Here is a 22,668-nt window from a genome sequence, read left to right on the forward strand (position 1 = left end):
TTGAGGGATCTGAAATGAAGTGGATTATTCCTATTGTCCTACTAATGATTGTTTTTAGCTTAGGATCAGCCTTGTATTACATGATGAAAGATAGGGGGAATAGCTCCCGCATGGTTCATTCACTGATGCTGCGCATCGGATTGTCCGTCGTGCTATTTTTAGGCATTCTGCTAGCCCATTACTTTGGCCTAATTGAGGCTACTGGTATCAGAGTTGGGACAAATTAATCGTTATTGCACAAAACAAAAGCGCTAAAACAAATCGGGGCTTAGAGCCCCGATTTTTATTCAACTTACATCCAGTAAACAGCGATGTATAGACCAAGCCAGACTACGTCAACAAAGTGCCAATACCAAGCAGCCCCTTCAAATGCAAAGTGATGCTTAGCCGTGAAGTCGCCGCGAATCATCCGGCGTAAAACGATCGCCAGCATAGTGCCGCCAAGGAACACGTGGAAACCATGGAATCCAGTCAACATGAAGAATGTAGAGCCGTAGATACCTGATGTAAGCTTCAAATTGAGCTCATGGTAAGCATGGTAGTACTCGAAGACTTGGAAGCACAAGAAGATGAAGCCCAGGCCAACAGTAGCAGCTAAGCCAATAATGGCCTTCTTCATGTGATTCTGTACTAATGCATGGTGCGCAATAGTAATGGTCACACCAGAGCTCAACAACAGCAGTGTGTTGATAGTTGGAATAGGCCAAGGGCCCATCGTTGTAAATTTCTCAACTAATCCTGCAGGGCCATCATTTGGCCATACAGCCTGGAAATTGGGCCAAATTAATTTGCTCTCAACATCACCCATCCAAGGCATCGCAATATTGCGGGCATAAAAGAGGGCCGCAAAGAATGCGCCGAAGAACATGATTTCGGAGAAGATGAACCAAGCCATTGACCAGCGATAAGAAATGTCAACGTTGATACCATTCTTACCAGCATTAGATTCAGCAATTGTGTCACCGAACCAGTTATACAAAACGTATATAACAAATGCCACGCCCGCAAGAGTAAGAGGGGCGCCCCAAGAAGTATGATTTACCCACCCTGAAATACCAAAGGCAAAAGCAATTAAGCCAAAGGCGGCCATTGCTGGATGTCTAGATAGTCCAGGGACGAAATAGTATGGGGTTGAATTGGATGACATCTTATTCTCTCTATTCAATCAAAAAAAAATCAATGGGACACAACTGCTTTCACTATCAACAGGAGAACGCCCATAAAAATCAAGGCGCCAACAACACCTGCAATGATAATGTGTACAAAACTCAATGAAGCAACATCTTCCTGTAAACCTGACTTCTTACGCACCCCCAGAAAACCCCACATCACGGCTTTCATAGATTGCATAAAACTACTTTTCTTTTTCAAGAAGCAACCCTTGATTTGGGGGCAGGTGGTGTACCACCAATACCCAATTCAAAGAAGGTATACGACAAAGTAATTGTTTTCACATCGTCAGGCAAGCCTGCATCGATGACAAAGACAACTGGCATCTTTCTTGTTTCCTTAGCTGCGAGCGTTTGCTCCTGAAAACAAAAACACTCTAACTTAGTAAAAAATTCTGTTGCGCTTTTAGGCGCATAACTCGGTATTGCCTGTGCTCGCACTTGGCGATCCTGATTATTGGTGACCTCATAAACAATCTCAGTCATTTCACCAGGATGTACTTCTAAAAAATTCTTTACTGGTTTGAAAGTAAGAGGGCCACGGCTATTAGAGTCAAACTCAATTGTTACCGTTCGTGCATAGTTAACCTGGGTATTACCAACCTTGTTAGGGCTAAACGCTCTGACACCATAGTCATTTTTGCTCGTTACAACATTAATCCCGGTCACCTCACACAAGGCTCTATACATTGGGACTAGTGCGTAACCAAAACCAAACATCATTACCGCTGCAATTAAGAGCTTTAATAAAATCTGGCGGTTCAGTGATTGAGTTGAAACCATCATCATCGCGGGATTAACCCAACATACCCCGTTTAATCACAATACCAATAAAAAATATCAACACAACACTCAAAAGAATGAAGCCCATCCTGCGATTTTTCGCAGCAAGGGCTTGTTTCTCTGATGAATTAAATTCCGGCTTCATGCATTTGCTCAGCACTAGGTGGAGTTTCAAAAGTATGATGAGGTGCTGGAGAAGGAATAATCCACTCCAAGCCTTTAGCTCCATCCCATGGCTTCATTGGTGCTTTTTCACCTTGGCCGCGGTATGCAGGAAGCACAACAAAGATCAAGAAATAGACCTGCGATAAGCCAAAGCCCAATGCGCCGATCGAAGCGATTAAATTGAAATCAGCAAACTGGGTTGGATAGTCAGCATAGCGACGCGGCATACCAGCTAAACCCAAGAAATGCATCGGGAAGAATGTGATGTTAAAGAAAATCATGGAAGTCCAGAAGTGGATCTTGCCGCGAGTTTCACTAGCCATGCGACCTGTCCACTTGGGGCACCAGTAGTAGAAACCGGCGAACATGGCAAATAATGAACCTGCTACCAGTACATAGTGGAAGTGAGCCACAACATAGTAGGTATCTTGCAAACCGATATCAATTGGCGCCATTGCTAAGATCAAACCAGTAAAGCCACCCATCGTAAATACGAAGATAAAACCAATGGCCCACAACATTGGAGTTTCGAAAGTCATCGAACCTTTCCACATCGTTGCCACCCAATTAAAAATCTTCACGCCAGTTGGAACAGCGATCAACATCGTTGCGTACATAAAAAACAATTGACCAGTTACCGGCATACCAGTTGCAAACATGTGGTGAGCCCAAACGATGAACGACAAGATCGCAATAGATGCTGTTGCATAAACCATTGAACTGTAACCAAATAATGTTTTTCTGGAGAAAGCAGGAATAATTTCACTCACGATTCCAAATGCTGGAAGAATCATGATATAAACCTCTGGGTGACCGAAGAACCAGAAAATATGCTGGAACATGATTGGGTCGCCACCGCCAACTGCGGAGAAGAATGAGGTGCCAAAGTGACGGTCAGTCAAGGTCATCGTGATCGCACCAGCTAATACAGGCATCACAGCAATCAACAAATAAGCAGTGATCAACCAAGTCCAGCAGAACATTGGCATCTTCATCAGAGTCATGCCCGGAGCGCGCATATTCAAGATGGTCACGATGATATTGATCGAACCCATGATGGAAGAGGCACCCAATAAATGAAGGGCAAAAATAGCCATATCCATGCCAGGACCCATTTGTGAGGTCAACGGAGCATACATAGTCCAACCACCTGCTGGAGCGCCACCAGGGACAAGGAATGAGCTCAATAACAAGGTTGCAGCCACTGGCAGAATCCAGAAGCTAAAGTTGTTCATACGAGCAAACGCCATGTCAGATGCACCAATTTGCAAAGGCACCATCCAGTTAGCGAAACCAACGAATGCCGGCATGATTGCACCGAACACCATTACCAAGCCATGCATGGTTGTTAGCTGATTAAAGAACTCGGGACGGAAGAATTGCAAACCAGGCTGGAATAATTCTAGGCGAATACCCAAAGCCATCGTGCCACCAGCTAAAAGGCTGATGAATGAGAAGAGCAAATACATCGTGCCAATATCTTTGTGGTTGGTTGCAAACAACCAACGACGCCATCCGTGTGGCATGTGATCATCATGCGCGTGGTCGTGTGCGTGATCGTGGGTAGTAGAGACTGTACTCATGGATTACTCCGGTTTCGTTTTTATCTGTATTAGTTAATATTGATTACTTACCGCCATGCGCGGTCATAATTTCTTGAGTCTGAATCACTTCGCCAGTCTTATTACCCCATGAATTACGGGTATAAGTAATAACGGCCGCAATGTCTCCGTCAGAAAGTACGCCTGCCCACTTCGGCATTGCATTTTTACCATTGAGCAAGATATTGAACTGACCCTCTTTAGGACCATTCACTACTTTGCTGCCATCCAATGCGGGGAATGCGCCAGCACCTTTGCCATTTGGCTGGTGGCAAGCTGCACAGTTTGCTGCGTAGACTTTGGCACCGCGTTCTTTTTGCTCATCCAAGGTGTAAACCTTAGAAGGGTCATCGCCACCAGCGCCCATTGCTTGTTTCTTCTCAGCCACCCATTTGGTGTAGTCCTCTTGTGAAACTACACGGACAACGATAGGCATAAAGGCATGCTCTGCACCGCAAAGCTCAGAGCACTGACCGCGGAATGTACCAGTCCTATCGGCTCTAAACCAAGTGTCACGCACAAAACCAGGAATCGCATCTTGCTTTACGCCAAATGCTGGGATAGTCCAAGCATGAATAACATCATTAGCAGTAGTGATCAAACGAATTTTCTTGCCAACCGGCACAACTAATTCGTTATCCACTTCCATCAAATAGGTATCTGACTTGGGTGCTAAGTTATTGATTGCTTCACGTGATGTCGCCAAGGTAGACAAAAAGCTAATGCCTTCACCTTCACCTTTGATGTAGTCGTAACCCCATTTCCACTGATAGCCAGTGGTCTTAATAGTGATGTCAGAATTGGTAGTATCTTTCATCGCCACAACAGTTTTGGTTGCTGGCAATGCCATGCCGATAACGATGAGCAATGGAATTACTGTCCAAATAATTTCAACAGTCGTGCTCTCATGAAATGAGGCTGATTTGTGACCTAATGATTTGCGGTGTTTCAAGATGGAATAAAACATCACTCCAAAAACGCCCACAAAAATGAGTGCGCAAATTGCCAACATCATCCAGTGCAACCAATGGATCTCCTGCATGATTTTGGTAGCAGCAGGCGCAAAATTCAGCTGATTGACAGCTGGGCCACCAGGCATATTCTCTGCTGCATGAGCAAATGCAGTGCCAAAGGCTACTGCGAAATAGAGCGAAGCCCTAGTGACTTTTCCAAATAAATTCATCTTATTCTCTGTTTATTGTCGTGAGCACAGCAGCAAAAGTGCCACAGAATGCCCAAAAAAACGGTCTTATGCCAATACATCCTGCCGTGATTATAGGGTTAATTAGGCGCAACAACAAACCTGAATAACCTAGCTTGATCCAATCTTCGTCAAGGTTTAAATGATAGTAAGCACTTACACTTACGCAGAATCTGACCTAGTCTTGCGCGTAATTTGATTTGGATCAATGTAAGCGACGTTGTCTTTCGCCTTTGCGAGGTGTTTTCCGAGGGCCCATGCGTGCCCATAAACCACTTCTAAGGTCAGCTTTTGTGGCAAAACACTCATTTGAGGGACTGTAAGAGGGTCGGAATGCATCAATTTCAGAGCATCAATATCCGCAAGCAATAACTCAGACTTCTCATAGTCCAATGTCAAGTACTCCATATCCATAACTGGGTCAGAAAAACGCTCGCCAAGCAAGACATCTCCCATGTCATGCATATCCCAAGGACTCAATAGATTTTTCTGCTTTAACCCTGTCAACTCTAGTGAGCGTAGCTCTTTTCCAGTGTCAGGTCCCAAATAGCTAAACGTGAGCAAACCCCCCTCACGCAATACGCGCCAACACTCTTGTAGAAAATGTTTTGGGTCTGCCAAATCCTGCAATAAAAGATCACTAAAAACCAAATCGACAGAATTATCAGGAATATCAAATCTTCCAGATGATGCATAGCTTGCCAAGGGGCTAGTATTGCCGGCAAATAAAGATCGCCAATTGGTCATCACCTTAGCGCGCCACATTTGAAAACCGGAAACACCCGTTTCAGTAATGCTAAAAGTACGTGCCTTTGGAAAGCGTTTGGCGAGCATCTCTAAATGCTTTCCAGCAAAGTCTGGCACGATCAGGATATCTTTTGCATCGAGCTTAACGATATCCAATTTCTGCAGCATGCGATCTGCAATTTCGTCTTGTAACCATCTGATGGGTTGGGTCATTGGCTCAGTATACTCAGCGCCCCATGCGAATTCCAAAGAACATTTTTCAAACTATTTGTGAGCATCTATTGCCAACGGCTTGCATCATTTGTCAGGCATTTCAAAAATTCTCAGTTTGCAATAAGTGCCTCGGCTCATTGAAAGATGATGCATTGTGCAACTATCAATGTTGCTACCAATGTGGCATTGCACTTCAAGCTTCAGAAGTGCCTATACAAAAATGTGTGGAGTGCCAATACATCGAACCCTACTTTGATGAAACCTATTGCTTAGATCGCTATGAAGGATTATTACAACTCCCCCTACATGAATTGAAGTATCAGAAACGTATCGCATTTGCTGGTGCGCTTAGCAACACATGGAACTTGCTTATCGGCCAAGAGCTAGAAGATATTCCCGCAGATTATTTACTACCAGTTCCACTCAGCATCCAAAAGCTAGCACAACGCGGCTTTAATCAAAGCTGGGAGATTGCTAAACATATTCGCTGTGGACAACATATTCAAAAATCACCTTATGTACTTCGCCGACATCATTATTCAGAACACCAAGCCGGAAGCTCTCTGTTTAATCGTCACCTAGCCATTCAGGGAATGTTTTATGTTGAAGCGAGTGACGTTCAGAAACTACAAAATAAGACTGTCATAGTGTTTGATGATGTAATGACCAGCGGAGCAACTCTTAATGAAATTGCACGCGTTCTGAAGGACAATGGCGTATCTCGCGTAATCAATTGGGTTTTACTGAGAGCTGCGCGGCCAATTCAAAGAGTTCCTCATGTTTAATATTGTTTTATTCGAACCAGAAATTCCGCCCAATACAGGCAACATCATTCGCTTATGTGCCAATACTGGAGCTAAGTTACATTTAATTGAACCGCTTGGCTTTCCCATGGAAAACGCTAAGTTGCGTAGAGCGGGCTTGGACTATCACGAGTTTGCAAAAGTAAAAGTTCACAAAAATTGGGCGCAGTTTTTAAAAGATGAGCAACCTGATCCTCAACATCTCTTTGCATTAACCACTAAGGGCTCAGGAAAGTTTCATGAAGGCAAATACTCGCCCGATGATTACTTTGTATTTGGCTCTGAAACTAAAGGTATTACAGATGAAGTCAGAGATTCCATTCCAGCTGAGAATCGCATGCGCTTAGCGATGCAAGATAGTAGTCGTAGCTTGAATTTATCAAATACTGTAGCGATTGTTGTATACGAAGCATGGCGCCAAAATGGCTTGGCAGGAGGGCAGTAACAAGCTGACCTAGATAGTGGGCTTAAGATTCGATTTTAGGATCTCGCCCCATTAGCTTTTTAACAGCATCATGCGGCTTCAATTTTCCCGATAGCACTTCACCCATCATTGAAGTAATAGGCATCTCAACTTCAAGACGTTTTGCCAAGTCACCGACTGCCTCTGCACAAAGTACGCCCTCGGCAACATGACCGAGACTTGCCAAAACCTCTGGCAATGATTTACCGGCAGCAAGCTCAAGCCCGACTCGACGATTGCGAGATAAGTCACCGGTAGCAGTCAAAATTAAATCCCCAACACCAGTTAAGCCCATACAAGTTTCAGATTTACCGCCTGCGGCTTTCACAATGCGCATCATCTCTGCCAAGCCTCGGGTGAGGACTGCAGCGCGGGCATTAAGACCCAAGTCGAGACCATCACCAATACCCGCAGCAATTGCCAAGACATTTTTAATTGCTCCACCCAACTCAACGCCAATGAGGTCATCGCTTGAATAGATGCGCATATTGCCATGATGAAAAGCTGCCTGAACTGTCTCGCATAATTTTGCAGATTTGCTGGCTACTGTTAATGCACACGGCATTTCCATGCCAACCTCGCGCGCAAAACTTGGGCCAGACAAAGCGCCATAGGAATGCGTTAGTCCGTGGGAATGAATTTTGCTTTCGCGCTCTACAACCTGATGTGGCAATAAAGCAGTATTAGGCTCTAAGCCTTTACATAGCCAAATAATATTGAGTGGATGGTCAGCAATCCTTAAGGCCTGGGCGATAGTTTCTGAAAGTCCTGACATTGGCGTAGCAATGACCAACAAGTCATCACTAGAAAGTCGTTTGATGACAGTAGAAAAATCACCCTCAAACTTGAGCCCTTCAGGCAAATGAATACCAGAAAGATAAGCGCGGTTTTCACCGCTCTCCTGAAGATCTTCTAGCTGCTGCTTGCTACGCGACCATAAACAAACATCGCCCACTTGGAGATAGCGAGCGGCTTGTGCCGCCATCGCCGTTCCCCAAGCACCAGCACCAAGCAGTGTCACTTTCATGATCTGTGGGCTCGCTAGTTGAGCTTAGTGAGGCTTACTCTCTGATGCTGCGCCGTCCTTAGCAGCAGCTTCTTGTTGAGCTTGCATCAAACGGTGTTCGTACATACCGTGGAAATTAATCTCGTTCAAATGAATTGGCTGGAAGCCTGCACGACCAATAACGTCAGCAATATTTGAGCGTAAATATGGATACAAAATTGTTGGGCAAGCAATACCCAGCATTGGATCAATTTGCTCAGCTGGAATATTGTTGAACTCAAAAATACCAGCTTGTTTTGCTTCAACCAAGAACAATACTTTTGCATCTACCTTTGCAGTCACCGTAGAGCTCAAAGCTACTTCAAAGATTCCCTCACTTAAAGGAGCGACAGAAATATCGATCTCAACTTGTACTTGTGGCTCGGATGCTACCAATAAAATCTGTGGTGCATTTGGTTGTTCAAGCGACAAATCCTTAAGATAAATTCGCTGAATACGAAACCCAGGTTCTTTAGATTGTTCAGTGCTTGCTTGGGGTGCGGAGGATTGTTCAGTCATTGCTAACTTTCTTTCTTTATTAAGCCAATAAAGGATCGAGCTGTCCAGCGCGATCCAATGCTACTAAGTCGTCATAGCCGCCAACATGCGTGTCCCCAATATAAATCTGGGGAACAGTGCGGCGACCAGTGCGTGTCATCATGATTTCACGTTGGGAGGGATCACGATCAATCAAAATCTTTTCTAAATTAGCAACGCCTTTTTTGATTAATAGCTTTTCAGCCATAACGCAATATGGGCAAACCTGAGTGCTATACATTGTTACTGAAGGCATGAATTTTTCCTTACTTCACTAATGGAAGGGCTGCTGCTTTCCAGGCTTGAACACCGCCATCTAAGGCGCCTACTTCAGCAAAACCCAGTTTTTGGACTTCGGCTAGGAGTTTGCGTGATTGGGCGCCAGTTTCACAAACCAGTACTACAGGGTGCTTGCGATCAATCTTCAGCTTTTCGATGGCTGCAGTTAAGCCCGCAGCATTGGTAAACTTGGCACCAGGCAGATGCCCTGCTTTAAAGGCCTCTTCCGAACGCAAATCCAACACATGCGCTTTGCGTCGATTAATCCAAATTGTCGCTTCCGTAGGCGACAAGCCTTTTCCGCCAATAAGCGTAGATAATGTGGGTAGGAAAAGCGCTATGCCTGAAACCAGTAGGAGGGCAATAAGCGCTAAATTATCAATTTGCGTGAGAAAGTTCATCACCGGATTATAGAATGGCTCTATGAAACAACTTGTCCTTATTCGTCATGGCGAATCCGCCTGGAACCTTGAAAACCGCTTTACCGGCTGGGCGGACGTTGACTTAACCCCCAAAGGTGTAGAACAGGCCCTAGCCGCAGGTGAAAACCTCAAAAAAGCCGGATATGAATTCGATATCGCCTATACCTCTGTTTTGAGGCGCGCCATTCGCACCCTCTGGCATGTTCAAGACGCTATGGATTTAATGTGGCTTCCAGTGGTCCACAGTTGGCGCCTCAATGAGCGTCACTATGGAGCGCTTACCGGCCTCAACAAAGCAGAAACAGCAACAAAGTATGGCGACGAGCAAGTTCACATTTGGCGTCGTTCATATGATGTGCGCCCTCCGCTACTTGAGCAAGATGATGAACGTCATCCTAAGAATGATTCACGCTACTCAAAATTAAACCCCTCTGATATTCCATTGGGCGAATGCCTTAAAGACAACGTTGAGCGTGTGTTGCCCTTGTGGAATGAATCTATTGCTCCTGCCCTGAAAGCCGGCAAACGTGTTTTGCTTGTTGCGCATGGCAACAGCATCCGCTCTTTAATTAAATATTTAGATCAAATGTCTGATGAAGCCATCATGGAAGTAAACGTCCCAAATGGTATTCCTCTTGTATATGAGCTAGATGACAACCTCAAACCCATTCAACACTTTTATTTGGATTAAAGCAAAAAAGATATGCGTCAATTTCTAAAGAACTTTGCCCTGATAGCCGTTGGTCTTATCGCCGGTGTAGCAGCTACGATTCAGCTCTCTGCGACCGCCCAGCAAGGCACTCAGCTACCCCTAGATGAGCTTCGCACGCTATCGAATGTCTTTGCCCAAATTAAGCGCGAATACGTTGAGCCTATTGAAGACAAGCAACTATTAACGGATGCTGTTAAAGGAATGGTCAGTAGTCTTGATCCTCATTCCACTTTCTTAGACAAAAAAGATTTTGCAGAAATGCAAGAGATGACCTCTGGAAAGTTTGCTGGTCTCGGAATAGAAATTACTTCTGAAGATGGGGTAGTTAAGGTTTTAAATCCAATTGAAGATAGCCCAGCAGCACGAGCAGGACTTCAAGCTGGAGACCTCATTACACGCCTTGATGATAAACCTGTACGCGGTATGTCTCTAGACAAAGCTGTGCGGACTATGCGCGGCGAACCTGGAACCAAAATTACTTTGACGGTATTTCGTAAGAGTGAGGAGCGTAGCTTTCCGGTCACAATCACTCGCGCAGAGATTAAAGTTCAGTCAGTCAAAACAAAAATTTTGGATAACGATATTGCTTGGGTACGCATCACAAGCTTTCAAGAGCGTACCGTTCCAGATCTTGCCAAGAAATTAACTGATATTGCCAATCAAGATCCAAAACTCAAAGGCATCATTCTTGATCTACGCAACAATGGCGGCGGTCTATTACAAGGAGCTGTGGGTGTGGCTGCAGCATTCTTGCCTGCTGACGCAGTCATTGTCTCTACTAAAGGCCAGTCCCCAGATTCAAAACAGGTATTTAATGCAACGCCAGCGATGTATCGCCTAAATGAGTCTGGCGACCCTTTGGCAGGTGTTCCAGCGATATTTAAGAAATTGCCTATGGTGGTCTTGGTAAACGCTTATTCCGCCTCAGCCTCCGAGATTGTGGCTGGCGCACTCCAGGACTATAAACGCGCAACCATTATTGGAAAAACGACCTTTGGTAAGGGCTCTGTCCAAACCGTTCGCCCCCTGACCAATGATTCAGCGCTGAAGATTACTACCGCCTATTACTACACCCCAAGTGGCAAGTCGATTCAGGCTTTTGGTGTGAAACCAGATATTCCAGTAGATCAAAACAGAGATGGTGATCCAGATGATGTATTAATCACTCGTGAGATTGATAGCGAAAAACATCTCCGCAATAAGCAGTCTGCCGAAGATAAGTTGATTAAAGATCGGGAACAACGTCGCATCGAAGAGTTACAGCGCATTGAAGAAAAAAATGCCAAGAAGACTCCTGAGGAAAAAGAGAAAGAGAAAAATAAGAAGCCTACTGAACTGGGTAGTGCAGATGACTTCATGCTTTCTCAAGCGGTGGCCTTTATTAATGGACAGCCCGTAAAGCGCTCTGCATCTAAGCTCGAATAACTTTATATCCTCACGGCCGGCAAATGAATGATGAGCAGTTACTTCGATACTCTAGGCACTTGTTGCTTGAAGAAATCGATGTTGCTGGCCAAGAAAGGCTTCTTAACTCTCATGTACTGGTTATCGGTGCAGGAGGCTTAGGCAGTGCTGCCGCGCCCTATTTGGCTGCCGCAGGTGTGAGCCACATTACCTTAGTCGATCATGACGAAGTTGAGCTTACTAATTTGCAGCGCCAAATCATGCATACCGAGAGCAGCATAGGTAAAAGTAAAGTGAGCTCCGGAAAAGAGTTTTTGCAACACCTCAATTCAACTATTCAAATTGAAACTATTCAAGCCAAAGCTACTGATTCATTACTAGATGAATTGCTTCCAAGTGTTGATGTTGTTTTAGATTGCACGGATAACTTCTCAACCAGACACCTCATTAATGCCGCCTGCGTGAAACATAGGGCTCCATTGGTTTCGGGATCGGCGCTCAAGTTCGATGGTCAAGTCAGCGTCTTCGACCCCCGTAATTCCAACTCCCCATGCTATGCCTGTATCTTTTCTCCAGACGAGCAGTTTGAAGAGGTCAGTTGCTCCAGTATGGGCATCTTCTCACCATTAGTGGGCATCATTGGAGCCATGCAAGCGGCTCAAGCGCTACAAGTATTGATTGGTTTTGGGGAACCCCTCGTCGGGCGCATGTTACTTTGGAATGGTCGCACCACCCAAATTGATGAGATCCGTATAAGCCGAAATCCTGAGTGCTCAGTGTGTGGATCCTCACACTGACAATGCACCGGGTATTTAAGACAGTAATCGTTCCAAAGCCTTTGCCTGCTCTTCAGGCTCATAAGCCCTAAGCACTCTGGCAACCCTTGCTTTAAGCAGCCCGACATTTGCTCTTAAGATCTCGCGCTTTACCAGCAATAGTTGGCTAAAGTGCATCGAGAAGTCAGTCAAACCTAAGGCAAGCAATAACTTTGTTAACGCAGGATCACCTGCCATCTCGCCACATACAGCTACAGGCACATTTGCACGTTTAGCTTGCTCAATAATATTAGCCAGCAAGTTCAAGATGGCTGGGTGTAGCGGATCATATAAGTGCGCCACTGCATGATCTGCTCGATCAATTGCCAGTGTGTACTGAATTAAGTCATTCGTGCCAATAGATAGAAAATCAAATCGATTGATAAATAAAGGCAATACCAAAGCAGCGGCCGGAATTTCAATCATGGCACCAACTTGAATATTGGGATTAAATGCTTTGCCACGCTGATGTAGTTGTTGCTTTGCTTTTTCAATCAACCTAAAAGTTTCATCGATTTCTTTAGCATGCGCCAACATTGGAATCATGATGCGCGCCTGACCATGGGCTGATGCACGCAATATTGCCCTTAGCTGAGTCAAAAAGATTTCAGGCTCTGTTAACGACCAGCGAATGGCCCGCAAACCAAGGGGAGACGTACCCGTCTGCGAAATGTCACCGCCGCCACCTAGTGCCTTATCTGCGCCAACATCAATTGTTCTGATATTTACCGGCAAGCCATGCATTAAATCGACGACACGACGATATTCTTGATACTGCTGCTCTTCATCCGGTAAAGCCTGCTTGCGATCCATGAATAAAAATTCGGAGCGGAATAAGCCAACCCCTACGGCCCCTAACTTCACTGCCTGTATTGCATCTTCTGGTAATTCAATGTTGGCAAATAGTTCAATTTCAACGCGGTCAGCTGTTTCGGTTTTTGCATGCTTTAACTGTTGAAGTTTGCGCGCTTCTTTCAAGACTTGAGTTTGCAGTTTTCGGTATTCAGATAGCAACTGCTCGTCAGGAGCTACGACTACAACCCCTCGCTCGCCATCCAATACTAGCCAGTCTCCATGACGAATCATTTCACTAGCATGTCGCACACCCACTACCGCAGGAATCTCCATACTACGAGCCACAATGGCGGTATGAGAGGTCTTGCCCCCTAGGTCAGTTACAAAACCAGTAAAGGCATGCTCTTTAAAACGGAGCATGTCATGCGGTGCAATGTCATGGGCGACGATGATGGATTCAACCCCGACATCACTCACGGGTAAAAAATCTGAATCGTTTAAAGGATCTTTTTTCTGCGCATTTAATGCCTTAATGACACGTTCAGCAACCTGCCGAATATCATTGGCACGCTCTTTTAAATAGGCATCCTCAATATCTGCAAACTGCTCTAAAAGATCATTGAGTTCAGTTGTTAATGCCCAAGCAGCATTTAATCGTTGTGTACGGATTAATTTAATAGGCTTTTCAGCCAAAGCAGGGTCAGCCAATATCATGCCGTGCACGTCCAAGAAAGCTGCCATCTCTTGTGGAGCATCCTTAGGCAACCCTTGGCGCAGTTGCTCAAGCTCTATGCGAACCTGATCAAAAGCATCCAGCAACTTTTGGGCCTCAGCCTCTTCTTTTCCGGGCTCAACCAGATGGTGACTCACTTCTAATGCTGCGCGAGAAATCAGTACCGCCTTGCCAATGGCAATGCCTTTCGATACCGGAATTCCGTGCAATGCAAAAGTCACCCTATTTACTCGCCTTCACCAAAGCGGTCATGAATTAATGCAGTCAATGCCTGCATTGCTTCATCAGCCTTCTCACCAACCGTTTCGAGCGTTACAGTACTGCCCATTCCCGCCGCTAACATCATCACACCCATAATGCTCTTGGCATTAATTTGACGCCCATTACGTGACAAAAGTATTTCACAGGGAAATTGAGCGGCTAATTGAGAAAGCTTTGCTGATGCACGAGCATGCAAACCTAATTTATTAATGATTTCGATTTCTGCGGAAGGCATAGTGTGTTGGCCCTTATTTATTCTTGATTTACTTTGCTACCTAAACGCAAAATTCCATGCTGTCCGCCGGCAAGCACTTTTTGCGCCAACTCCTCAAGACCTTCTCCGCGATGAGAAATACAGCGCATCAGCATTGGAATGTTTAATCCCGCCAGCACAATGACAGGCGCATTTAATCCCGATAAAGGACCGAGGGCTTCTAACTTAGAAGCAACATTGGCTGGGGTTGCACCCATCACATCGGTCAAAATAAGCACCCCATTGCCAGTATTCACGCCATAAGCAGCCTTGAGCACTCGATCAAAACTTGCCTTGGTATCTTCATGAGGGGGGATGTCAACTGCCCGGACCCGCTCAGGCAATACGCCAAATGTATGCTCAGCAAACCCTAGCATTGCGCTAGCAACTGGTGTGTGTGCAACGATGATAATTCCAACCATTTTTACGCTAATGCTTTCTCTAGTGCTTCCAACCAAAATTGCGGGACATTAAAGTCAGTTTGATTAGTGATTTCTACAAAACAAGTTGGGCTCGTTACATTAATTTCCGTAAGGTAGCCGCCGATTAAATCTAATCCAACCAAGAATAATCCACGCTGATTTAAAACGGGGGCTAATTGTTCAGCAACCTTTTTTTCAGTCTCGGTTAATGGCATGGCGACCCCTTTGCCACCTGCAGCTAAATTGCCCCGAATTTCACTTCCCTGAGGAATGCGGGCCAGCGCAAATGGCACCACTTCTCCGCCAATTAAAAGCACCCGCTTATCGCCTAGGGCGATTTCTGGAAGAAAACGTTGAACCATAAGAGTTCTTGCGCCGTTCTCGCCAAGCGTTTCCACAATACTCGCAAGATTAAGGCCGTCAGCGCCAACTCTAAACACCCCCATGCCGCCCATGCCATCAAGAGGTTTGATCACAATATCGTGATGAGCTTGATGGAAAAGCTCTACTGCGGCTAATTCACGTGTGACCAAGGTTGGGGGAATAAGCTCTGGGAATTCGGTAATAGATAGTTTTTCTGAATGATCGCGAACAGCACTTGGCTCGTTAAATACTTTTGCACCCTGACGAACTGCCGCAGATAGCAACCAAGTGGTATTGAGATACTCAATATCAAATGGGGGATCCGTACGCATCAAGACCGCAGAAAAAGACTTCAGCGGTCGAGATTCAACATCACCCAACTCAAACCAACTTGTTGAGCTCGCTTTCATTACCAAAGACTGGCAATCAGCGACTACAAGATCATCTCTCCATAAAACATTTTTGCTTTGGCAAAACCACAAACGATGTCCGGCATCCTGGGCAACTCGCATCATTGCATACGTGGAGTCTTTTTGAATCTTGAAGGACTCGAGAGGATCTGCAATAAAAAGAAGGTCCATTTTTTCTATTGAGAGATTAGTAATTTATTTATGCAGCTTCAGCATTAGGGTCGGTACGCTCTAACTCCAATGATGCAGCAAGAAGAGCCAAGCGGGCAACCACGCCATATAGATAGAAGCGATTAGGCGCAGCACTGCCTGGCTTAGCTCCTAGATCTGGCATAGAGTTTTGTTCAAAGGCTAGCGGCACAAAATGCATACCCGGCGCATTGAGGTTCTCATCTGGTCCACGGTCGGTATGAACACGATAAAAGCCACCAATGACATAACGATCAATCATGTACACGACTGGTTCGGCAACCGCTTCATTGACCTTCTCAAAGGTATAAACGCCTTCCTGAATCAGTACGTCGCTCACTTCAAGACCTTCTTTGACCACACTCATCTTATTGCGATCTTTACGGTTCAAGCCTTTTAGCTGAGAGGGATCATTCACCACCATCACGCCCATGCCATAGGTGCCAGCATCTGCCTTCACCACTACATATGGCTTCTCTTTAATTCCATATTCACGATATTTCTTGGCAGTCTTTTTCAAGACCTGCTCTACCGCAGTCTGCAGTTCTTCCTCGCCTTTGCGCTCATGGAAATTGATATTCGAGCAGCTTGAGAAATAAGGGTTAATCATCCATGGGTCGATATCAACTACTTTGGCAAATTTCTTTGCCACTTCTTCATAGGCGGCAAAGTGATTCGATTTGCGACGCACATGCCAACCAGCGTGTAAGCCAGGTAACAAGTACTGCTCATAGATATTTTCCAAAATTGGAGGGATGCCCGCAGATAAGTCGTTGTTCAACAAAATCGAACAAGGATCAAAATCTTTTAAGCCTAGGCGTTGCTTCCTGAGACCCAATCGAGAGAGCGGCTCCATTAGCAATCGATTGCCATCAGGCAAATCAATCCAGGTTGGCTTCTTGATTTCCTCAGAGAAGGTGCCTAAACGAACATTCAAACCAGCTTGTCGCAAAATTGAAGATAAGCGCGCAACATTCTGTAAATAGAAAGTGTTGCGAGTGTGGCGCTCTGGAATCAACAGTAAGTTTTTAGCTTCAGGACAAATCTTCTCGATTGCGGCCATAGCAGCTTGCACGGCAAGCGGTAGCATCTGTGGCGAAAGGTTATTAAACCCTCCAGGAAAGAGATTGGTGTCTACTGGAGCTAACTTAAAGCCCGAATTACGCAAATCGACCGAACAATAAAAAGGCGGGGTGTGCTCTTGCCACTCCAACCTAAACCAACGTTCAATCGTTGGGGTCGCTTCTAGAACCTTTGACTCTAATTCGAGCAAGGGGCCGGTAAGTGCAGTGATGAGATGTGGAACCATTTCACCATTGTAAGATTATTAAAAGAAAGACGCGGAATCCGAGGATTCCGCGCTTAAAACTAGGCAGCCATCCAGGGCCGCCCAGTGAGGGGTAAATCTACTGATTAAGACTCGTATGCAGTCTCACCGTGTGAGCTGATATCCAAGCCTTCGCGCTCTTCTTCTTCCTTAACGCGCAAACCAATCACAATATCGATCAATTTGAAGGCTACGAAAGAAACTACGCCAGACCAAATTACAGTGGTAATCACGCCTTGAGCTTGGATCCACAATTGGCTAGCAATAGAGTAATCAGGAGCAACAGCGTTAGCCACATAATCCCAAATACCAGAGCCACCTAAAGCTGGATCAGCGAATACACCAGTCAACAATGCACCAGTAATACCGCCTACGCCGTGAACACCAAATACGTCCAAGCTGTCATCTGAGCCCAAAATCTTCTTGAGACCAGTTACACCCCAGAGGCAAATTACGCCAGCGATTAAACCGATAATGATTGAACCCATTGGGCCAACAAAACCAGCTGCAGGAGTAATTGCAACCAAACCTGCTACGCAACCAGATGCAGCGCCCAACATAGATGGCTTACCTTTGAGAACCCACTCAGCAACTGACCAACCCAATACAGCAGCAGCAGTAGCCAAATATGTGTTCACGAATGCCAAACCAGCAGTGCCGTTTGCCTCAAGTGCTGAGCCAGCATTGAAACCAAACCAACCGAACCACAACAGAGCAGCACCAGTCATTACATACACTAAGTTATGTGGCTTCATTGCTTCTTTGCCGTAACCCAAACGCTTGCCGATAACAAAGGAACCAACCAAACCAGCGATCGCAGCATTGATGTGTACAACAGTACCGCCAGCAAAGTCGAGAACACCTTTTTGCCATAACCAACCAGCACGAGCAGTAATTGCTTCGAGTGATGCAGCATCTTTGATGTCATCTGGACCAGGCCAGAACCAAACCATGTGAGCGATTGGCAGGTAGCTCAAAGTGAACCAAATCACCATGAATACCAAGATTGCAGAGAACTTAGCGCGCTCAGCAAAAGAGCCAATGATCAAACAGCAAGTGATAGTTGCGAACACTGCTTGGAAAGCCATAAATACATACTCAGGAATCACAACACCTTTACTAAAGGTTGCGGCTACTGATTCTGGATTCATACCACCCAAGAACAGGCGATCTAGTCCACCAATAAATGCTCCGCCTTCCGTGAATGCAAAGCTATAGCCATAAATAGCCCATAGCACTGTAATCAAAGAGAAGACCATGAAACATTGCATGCAGATAGATAGAATGTTCTTGCTGCGAGTTAAACCGCCGTAGAACAAAGCCAAGCCAGGAAGAGTCATCAACAGCACTAATGCTGTACAAACCATCATCCAAGCGATGTCTGCTTTATTGCACTTCTCAGAGCAAAGTACTGGAGCAGGCTCAGCAGCAGCAGGAGTTGCCGCAGGAGCTGTTACAGCAGGCTTCTTAACTTCATCAGCATGAGCTGGCGAAGTAACCATTACACCAGTAGCACCAATGGCCAAAGCCATAGCACCACCAGCAACGAGTCGTTTCATCCAAGTTAACATTTTGAACCTCTCTTTAAAGTGCTGACGCGCCGGTTTCACCGGTACGAATACGAATGACGTGCTCAACTGGTGAGACAAAAATCTTGCCATCGCCAATCTTGCCTGTACGTGCAGATTTTTCAATCGCTTCAATCGCACGCTCCAAGATGCCGTCTTCAACAGCAGCTTCAATTTTTACTTTAGGTAAAAAGTCGACAACATACTCAGCACCGCGATATAACTCAGTGTGACCTTTTTGACGACCGAAACCTTTAACTTCAGTAACTGTAATGCCCGAAACTCCCACTTCCGAGAGAGCTTCGCGCACTTCGTCAAGCTTAAATGGCTTGATGATTGCGGTAATTAATTTCATGTGTTTCTCCATTCAGAGTGGAAATTAGAAAGTTTTTGTTAAGGAAACAAGGCCGGTTTGACCACCAGCATTTCGGCCGTTTACGGTTGATTGGCCATATGTGTTGGCATAGAGTCCGCTGCCTTGTTTCACGTTAGTACCAACATAAGCTGCTGCAAGAGACAGGCCGCCTCCAAAGTCCTTGGTTAGGCCCAGCTTCCAATCGGTATAGCTAGCTGATGCCTGTCCACCTTGGTAGTATTGGCCAGCAATTCTTTGCATACCTACGTGAGCATTGGCAGTAATTCCCCAAAAACCAGTGTCGTAGTTTCCTGTCAAATCAAGGTAGCTTGATCCTGTACTGTTAGCAAATGCAAAAGTATTGCTCAATGCATAGGAGAACTTCAAGAAACCAGTTACTGGACCAAAAGTAGCATTTTGAGCAACATAGAGTTCAGTTGTATTTGGGTTAATTGAGCCGGCAATAGTTCCACTTGTTGGATAGTAGTACTGCAAAATACCGAAGTCAGAAGCAAAGCCTTCAGCAATCAAATCTTTCTTAAAGCCGCCGTAAAAATCCATCTCAACCGGTGCACTGGTTGCAATCTTTGCATCTGATACCCAGCTAATAGAAGAGTTCCAGTTTCCGATGTAGAAACCGCTTTCATGCGCGTAGTCAAAACCACCTTGCACGGCTGGCTTGTAATTTGACTGTGTAATACCACGATAGATGTAGTTATTAGTTACTGTAACGTTCGCTGTAACTGGGCTTGGCTCTGGAGCCTCAGCTGCGGCCTCTTCTGCAAAAGCAGAAGAGCATGCCAATCCTGTCAACAACGCAACTGCCGCCGCAGATATCGCTGTCTTTTGTATAGTTTTCATGAACTACTCCTTGTTGGTTGTAATAAAAAATGGGTTAAATGCTTATTGCATGGGGTGATATTGAATGCCCGAGGGTTCTTGGCTTTGTCACAATTCCCCCAATTAATGCAAATGCACTTTATTGGTGCTTAATATTGCACCTAATGGGTGAATTTAGGGCATTTTTCAGGTTTTAACCCCTTTTTGAGCATTTTTCCCATACAACTTAAAATACGAATGTGTATCTTTTCTGCAACTTTCAATAGAACTGCGATTCCCCATCATGCAAAAACCAGGCGAAATTCTTGAACAAATCCAACGTATCGCAAACGATATGCAAAACAAGGTTGGGGATGCAATCCGTAATTCTCCAGCTCAAGAGATTGAAAAAAATGTTCGCGCCATGATGAATCAGGGATTTCAGAAGATGGACTTGGTTACACGCGAAGAGTTTGACCTTCAAACTAAAGTACTTGCTAAGACGCGTGAAAAATTAGAAGCGCTAGAAGCTAAAGTAGCTGCCCTAGAAAAACAATAATTAATTCAGGTTTATTTTCTTTTAATTACTCTGGAGAAAAATCACTAAAGAAGTTTTCATACTCTTCTTGAGATAAAAAAGTTTTTGCATTATCCGAGCCTGAACCAGCATGTAATACTGAGATTTGATAGATCCAATTATCGCCATTCGGCGCAACCCGATTGATCCAACGAACACGCATGAGTTGCTGCGTTTTACTGTTAGCTTTCAAGTCCAGAAAAAAATCTTTGGTCGGTAAACGTTGTCGATCTGCTGTTTTATAAGATGCATCCTCAATAATGACATCTCCACCCGATGCCTTTGCCCTGTCGAGCAAATTACCTTGCAATTGTGAAAGTACCTTACTAAGTGAGGCGCTTTGATTGGCTGGTAACTGAATGGTGCCAATTGAATAAATATCATCATCTATTTTCACAGCCTCAAGGGTTTGGAGTAACTCTTGATCAAGATAAGGAATGTGACGCTCTAATTTATCTGGCTTGCCAGGAAATAAAGCGGAGTATCTTTCTTGTGGAGATTGGACGGTACGCCAATCCAGTTTCGGACTACATGCTGATAGAAAAAATAAAGTCGCCAATACAGTAGCGACTTTTGACACCTTTCTAAACAATCCCTGCTCCATGTGCTTGTTGATCTGCGTGATAGCTTGAGCGCACCATGGCGCCCACAGCGGCATGGGAGAAGCCCATTTCATAGGCTTTTTCCTCAAACATCTTAAAGACGTCGGGGTGAACATAGCGAGTAACAGGCAGATGATGTCCTGATGGAGCTAGGTACTGACCAATAGTGAGCATGTCAATATTGTGTTCACGCATATCACGCATAACTTCCAAAATCTCTTCATCAGTCTCACCAAGACCCACCATCAAACCACTCTTGGTAGGGATGTTTGGAAAGCGTTCTTTAAAGTCTTTCAAGAGCTTTAGGGAATGAAGGTAGTCAGCGCCTGGTCTAGCTTGCTTATACAGACGTGGCACAGTTTCAAGATTGTGATTCATCACATCCGGCAAGCCATTTGGTGAGTGCTCAGCAAAAATATCTAGTGCCTTATCAAGGCGACCACGGAAATCTGGTACCAACACCTCAATACGAGTATTAGGTGAAAGAGCACGTGATTGAGAAATGCAATCGACGTAATGCATTGCGCCACCATCACGCAGATCATCACGATCTACGCTAGTGATCACAACATAATTCAGCTTGAGCGCAGCAATTGTGCGAGCTAGGTTAGCGGGCTCTTTTACATCCAATGGATCTGGCCTACCGTGGCCCACATCGCAAAATGGGCAACGACGTGTGCACTTGTCGCCCATGATCATGAAAGTGGCGGTTCCCTTACCAAAACATTCACCAATATTGGGGCAGCTAGCCTCTTCACAAACAGTCACCAATTCGTTCTCGCGCAAAATCTTTTTAATTTCTGCAAAACGAGAATTACCTGATGCAGCCTTTACCCGAATCCAATCGGGCTTTTTCAAGACCTCTTGTAGAGGAATGATTTTGATTGGAATGCGCGCAGTCTTCTCACTGGACTTTTGTTTACGTGATGCGTCGTAATTAAGGTCTTGGCGCGCCTCAATAGTTGGGTTGGTGTCAGGCTTATTTGTTGTCATGTGGCATCAGTTGCTTTTGTAAATGCTGCAAAAGCCTTTGGCTAATAGTGTCTACATTGTCCTTGATCCCAAGAGTTTGCATGTCGACAGTCTTTAAACCCTCATACCCACAGGGGTGGATGCGCTTGAAAGCCTCTAAATCGGTGGCTACATTCAAAGCAAGACCATGATAGGAGCAGCTTTTAGAGACCTTAAGGCCCAAGGCAGCCACCTTAGCACCAACCCACTCTGGGGGCACTCCAGCCTGCTCAGAGACGTAAATTCCAGGGGCCCCAGAATGTCTTTCGGCTTGAATGCCGAAATCTGCCAGCGTATCGATGACTGCTTGCTCTATTCGGGAGACTAATTCTTTTACAAAGATTCCCAAGCGCCTGAGATCCAATAATAGGTAAACCACAATTTGACCGGGTCCGTGATACGTAATTTCACCGCCGCGATCGACTTGAACTAGGGGAATTTGATTGCTAGGCGAATGTAAGTTAGTTGCGTCCCCTGCAAGGCCTAAAGTAAACACTGGGGGATGCTCTAAAACCCAAATCTCATCAGGCGTTTCGCCAGTGCGTTCTTTAGTAAATATTTGCATTGCCTCATACGTTGATGCGTAATCTGCCAATCCAAGATGTTTTACTAAAGCTTGCATGA

29 protein-coding genes are annotated in these 22,668 nt (G+C 45.2%); 7 read left to right on the top strand and 22 right to left on the bottom strand.

Features of this window, described 5'->3' with window-relative positions:
- Positions 1–14 precede the first annotated feature (14 nt).
- The gene (locus ICN36_RS01020; RefSeq protein WP_216226611.1) at positions 15–227 is read left to right on the top strand and encodes a twin transmembrane helix small protein; all 213 of its coding nucleotides are present in this window, start codon (positions 15–17) and stop codon (positions 225–227) included.
- 65 nt (positions 228–292) lie between these two features.
- Here ICN36_RS01020 and ICN36_RS01025 read toward each other — a convergent pair whose 3' ends face one another.
- From ICN36_RS01025 to ICN36_RS01055, 7 genes are all read right to left on the bottom strand, one after another.
- Entirely contained in the window at positions 293–1,147 is an 855-nt protein-coding gene (locus ICN36_RS01025) for a cytochrome c oxidase subunit 3 (protein WP_216226612.1), read from the bottom strand.
- Between the two features lie 29 nt (positions 1,148–1,176).
- Positions 1,177–1,350, bottom strand: coding sequence for a DUF2970 domain-containing protein (locus tag ICN36_RS01030; RefSeq protein ID WP_216226613.1), 174 nt, complete (start codon positions 1,348–1,350; stop codon positions 1,177–1,179).
- A gap of 17 nt (positions 1,351–1,367) precedes the next feature.
- Positions 1,368–1,952: a cytochrome c oxidase assembly protein gene (locus ICN36_RS01035; protein WP_216226847.1), complete on the bottom strand. Its 585-nt coding sequence runs from the start codon at positions 1,950–1,952 to the stop codon at positions 1,368–1,370.
- A 13-nt stretch (positions 1,953–1,965) separates the two neighbouring features.
- The gene (locus tag ICN36_RS01040; protein ID WP_216226614.1) at positions 1,966–2,097 is read right to left on the bottom strand and encodes a cytochrome oxidase small assembly protein; all 132 of its coding nucleotides are present in this window, start codon (positions 2,095–2,097) and stop codon (positions 1,966–1,968) included.
- Positions 2,081–3,700, bottom strand: a complete 1,620-nt coding sequence (ctaD, locus tag ICN36_RS01045) for a cytochrome c oxidase subunit I (protein WP_072582675.1) — start codon at positions 3,698–3,700, stop codon at positions 2,081–2,083. Before ctaD ends, ICN36_RS01040 begins: the two co-directional genes overlap by 17 nt.
- Positions 3,701–3,743: 43 nt before the next feature.
- Positions 3,744–4,901, bottom strand: coding sequence for a cytochrome c oxidase subunit II (coxB, locus tag ICN36_RS01050; RefSeq protein ID WP_216226615.1), 1,158 nt, complete (start codon positions 4,899–4,901; stop codon positions 3,744–3,746).
- A 180-nt stretch (positions 4,902–5,081) separates the two neighbouring features.
- Positions 5,082–5,879, bottom strand: a complete 798-nt coding sequence (locus ICN36_RS01055) for a class I SAM-dependent methyltransferase (RefSeq protein WP_216226616.1) — start codon at positions 5,877–5,879, stop codon at positions 5,082–5,084.
- A gap of 206 nt (positions 5,880–6,085) precedes the next feature.
- On the opposite strand from ICN36_RS01055, the gene ICN36_RS01060 reads away from it, so the two are divergent.
- Entirely contained in the window at positions 6,086–6,664 is a 579-nt protein-coding gene (locus ICN36_RS01060) for a ComF family protein (protein ID WP_370623365.1), read from the top strand.
- Complete coding sequence (gene trmL, locus ICN36_RS01065; protein WP_216226618.1) at positions 6,657–7,127, top strand: tRNA (uridine(34)/cytosine(34)/5-carboxymethylaminomethyluridine(34)-2'-O)-methyltransferase TrmL; 471 nt, start codon at positions 6,657–6,659, stop codon at positions 7,125–7,127. Before ICN36_RS01060 ends, trmL begins: the two co-directional genes overlap by 8 nt.
- A 22-nt stretch (positions 7,128–7,149) precedes the next feature.
- Here trmL and ICN36_RS01070 read toward each other — a convergent pair whose 3' ends face one another.
- Genes ICN36_RS01070 through ICN36_RS01085 form a run of 4 tightly spaced genes read right to left on the bottom strand, consistent with a single transcriptional unit; the run spans position 7,150 to position 9,407 of the window.
- Entirely contained in the window at positions 7,150–8,172 is a 1,023-nt protein-coding gene (locus ICN36_RS01070; protein ID WP_216226619.1) for an NAD(P)H-dependent glycerol-3-phosphate dehydrogenase, read from the bottom strand.
- Positions 8,173–8,196: 24 nt separating this feature from the next.
- Entirely contained in the window at positions 8,197–8,709 is a 513-nt protein-coding gene (secB, locus tag ICN36_RS01075) for a protein-export chaperone SecB (protein WP_216226620.1), read from the bottom strand.
- 19 nt (positions 8,710–8,728) lie between these two features.
- Positions 8,729–8,983 (bottom strand): glutaredoxin 3, encoded by a 255-nt coding sequence (grxC, locus tag ICN36_RS01080; RefSeq protein WP_216226621.1) that lies wholly within the window; start codon positions 8,981–8,983, stop codon positions 8,729–8,731.
- Positions 8,984–8,993: 10 nt separating this feature from the next.
- Positions 8,994–9,407 (bottom strand): rhodanese-like domain-containing protein, encoded by a 414-nt coding sequence (locus ICN36_RS01085; protein ID WP_216226622.1) that lies wholly within the window; start codon positions 9,405–9,407, stop codon positions 8,994–8,996.
- Between the two features lie 22 nt (positions 9,408–9,429).
- Between ICN36_RS01085 and gpmA the strand changes: the two genes are divergently transcribed.
- From gpmA to ICN36_RS01100, 3 genes are read left to right on the top strand one after another with little or no spacing between them, the layout of a single operon-like run.
- Complete coding sequence (gene gpmA, locus ICN36_RS01090) at positions 9,430–10,119, top strand: 2,3-diphosphoglycerate-dependent phosphoglycerate mutase (RefSeq protein ID WP_216226623.1); 690 nt, start codon at positions 9,430–9,432, stop codon at positions 10,117–10,119.
- A gap of 12 nt (positions 10,120–10,131) precedes the next feature.
- Positions 10,132–11,565 (top strand): S41 family peptidase, encoded by a 1,434-nt coding sequence (locus ICN36_RS01095; RefSeq protein WP_216226624.1) that lies wholly within the window; start codon positions 10,132–10,134, stop codon positions 11,563–11,565.
- A gap of 23 nt (positions 11,566–11,588) precedes the next feature.
- Positions 11,589–12,341, top strand: coding sequence for a HesA/MoeB/ThiF family protein (locus ICN36_RS01100; protein ID WP_216226625.1), 753 nt, complete (start codon positions 11,589–11,591; stop codon positions 12,339–12,341).
- Positions 12,342–12,356: 15 nt separating this feature from the next.
- Here the strand turns inward: ICN36_RS01100 and ptsP are convergent, their stop codons facing one another.
- The 8 genes from ptsP to ICN36_RS01140 form a co-directional block, all read right to left on the bottom strand.
- Positions 12,357–14,108 carry a phosphoenolpyruvate--protein phosphotransferase gene (ptsP, locus tag ICN36_RS01105; RefSeq protein WP_216226626.1) on the bottom strand — a complete coding sequence of 584 codons (1,752 nt, stop codon included), beginning with the start codon at positions 14,106–14,108 and terminating at the stop codon, positions 12,357–12,359.
- 5 nt (positions 14,109–14,113) lie between these two features.
- Positions 14,114–14,383 carry an HPr family phosphocarrier protein gene (locus ICN36_RS01110; RefSeq protein ID WP_216226627.1) on the bottom strand — a complete coding sequence of 90 codons (270 nt, stop codon included), beginning with the start codon at positions 14,381–14,383 and terminating at the stop codon, positions 14,114–14,116.
- 17 nt (positions 14,384–14,400) lie between these two features.
- Entirely contained in the window at positions 14,401–14,823 is a 423-nt protein-coding gene (locus tag ICN36_RS01115) for a PTS sugar transporter subunit IIA (protein ID WP_216226628.1), read from the bottom strand.
- Between the two features lie 2 nt (positions 14,824–14,825).
- Positions 14,826–15,767 carry a glutathione synthase gene (gshB, locus tag ICN36_RS01120; RefSeq protein ID WP_216226629.1) on the bottom strand — a complete coding sequence of 314 codons (942 nt, stop codon included), beginning with the start codon at positions 15,765–15,767 and terminating at the stop codon, positions 14,826–14,828.
- Positions 15,768–15,795: 28 nt separating this feature from the next.
- Positions 15,796–17,094, bottom strand: a complete 1,299-nt coding sequence (gene gshA / locus ICN36_RS01125; RefSeq protein ID WP_216226630.1) for a glutamate--cysteine ligase — start codon at positions 17,092–17,094, stop codon at positions 15,796–15,798.
- 104 nt (positions 17,095–17,198) lie between these two features.
- A complete protein-coding gene (locus ICN36_RS01130; RefSeq protein WP_216226631.1) occupies positions 17,199–18,683 on the bottom strand; it encodes an ammonium transporter in 1,485 nt (494 codons plus the stop codon).
- Between the two features lie 13 nt (positions 18,684–18,696).
- Positions 18,697–19,035 carry a P-II family nitrogen regulator gene (locus ICN36_RS01135; protein WP_011903792.1) on the bottom strand — a complete coding sequence of 113 codons (339 nt, stop codon included), beginning with the start codon at positions 19,033–19,035 and terminating at the stop codon, positions 18,697–18,699.
- Positions 19,036–19,059: 24 nt separating this feature from the next.
- On the bottom strand, positions 19,060–19,896 hold the full coding sequence (locus ICN36_RS01140) for a TorF family putative porin (RefSeq protein WP_216226632.1): 837 nt from the start codon (positions 19,894–19,896) through the stop codon (positions 19,060–19,062).
- A 262-nt stretch (positions 19,897–20,158) separates the two neighbouring features.
- Here ICN36_RS01140 and ICN36_RS01145 point away from each other — a divergent pair, with 262 nt between their 5' ends.
- Positions 20,159–20,413, top strand: a complete 255-nt coding sequence (locus ICN36_RS01145; protein ID WP_216226633.1) for an accessory factor UbiK family protein — start codon at positions 20,159–20,161, stop codon at positions 20,411–20,413.
- 25 nt (positions 20,414–20,438) lie between these two features.
- On the opposite strand, the gene ICN36_RS01150 is transcribed toward ICN36_RS01145, so the two are convergent.
- Genes ICN36_RS01150 through lipB form a run of 3 tightly spaced genes read right to left on the bottom strand, consistent with a single transcriptional unit; the run spans position 20,439 to position 22,666 of the window.
- Positions 20,439–21,107, bottom strand: a complete 669-nt coding sequence (locus ICN36_RS01150; RefSeq protein ID WP_255531185.1) for a hypothetical protein — start codon at positions 21,105–21,107, stop codon at positions 20,439–20,441.
- Entirely contained in the window at positions 21,016–22,026 is a 1,011-nt protein-coding gene (gene lipA, locus ICN36_RS01155; protein ID WP_216226634.1) for a lipoyl synthase, read from the bottom strand. Before lipA ends, ICN36_RS01150 begins: the two co-directional genes overlap by 92 nt.
- Positions 22,013–22,666 carry a lipoyl(octanoyl) transferase LipB gene (gene lipB, locus ICN36_RS01160; protein ID WP_216226635.1) on the bottom strand — a complete coding sequence of 218 codons (654 nt, stop codon included), beginning with the start codon at positions 22,664–22,666 and terminating at the stop codon, positions 22,013–22,015. The genes lipA and lipB overlap by 14 nt, the downstream gene beginning before the upstream one ends.
- Positions 22,667–22,668 lie beyond the last annotated feature (2 nt).

This window comes from Polynucleobacter sp. UK-Gri1-W3 (genome assembly GCF_018881595.1).
Lineage (GTDB): Bacteria > Pseudomonadota > Gammaproteobacteria > Burkholderiales > Burkholderiaceae > Polynucleobacter.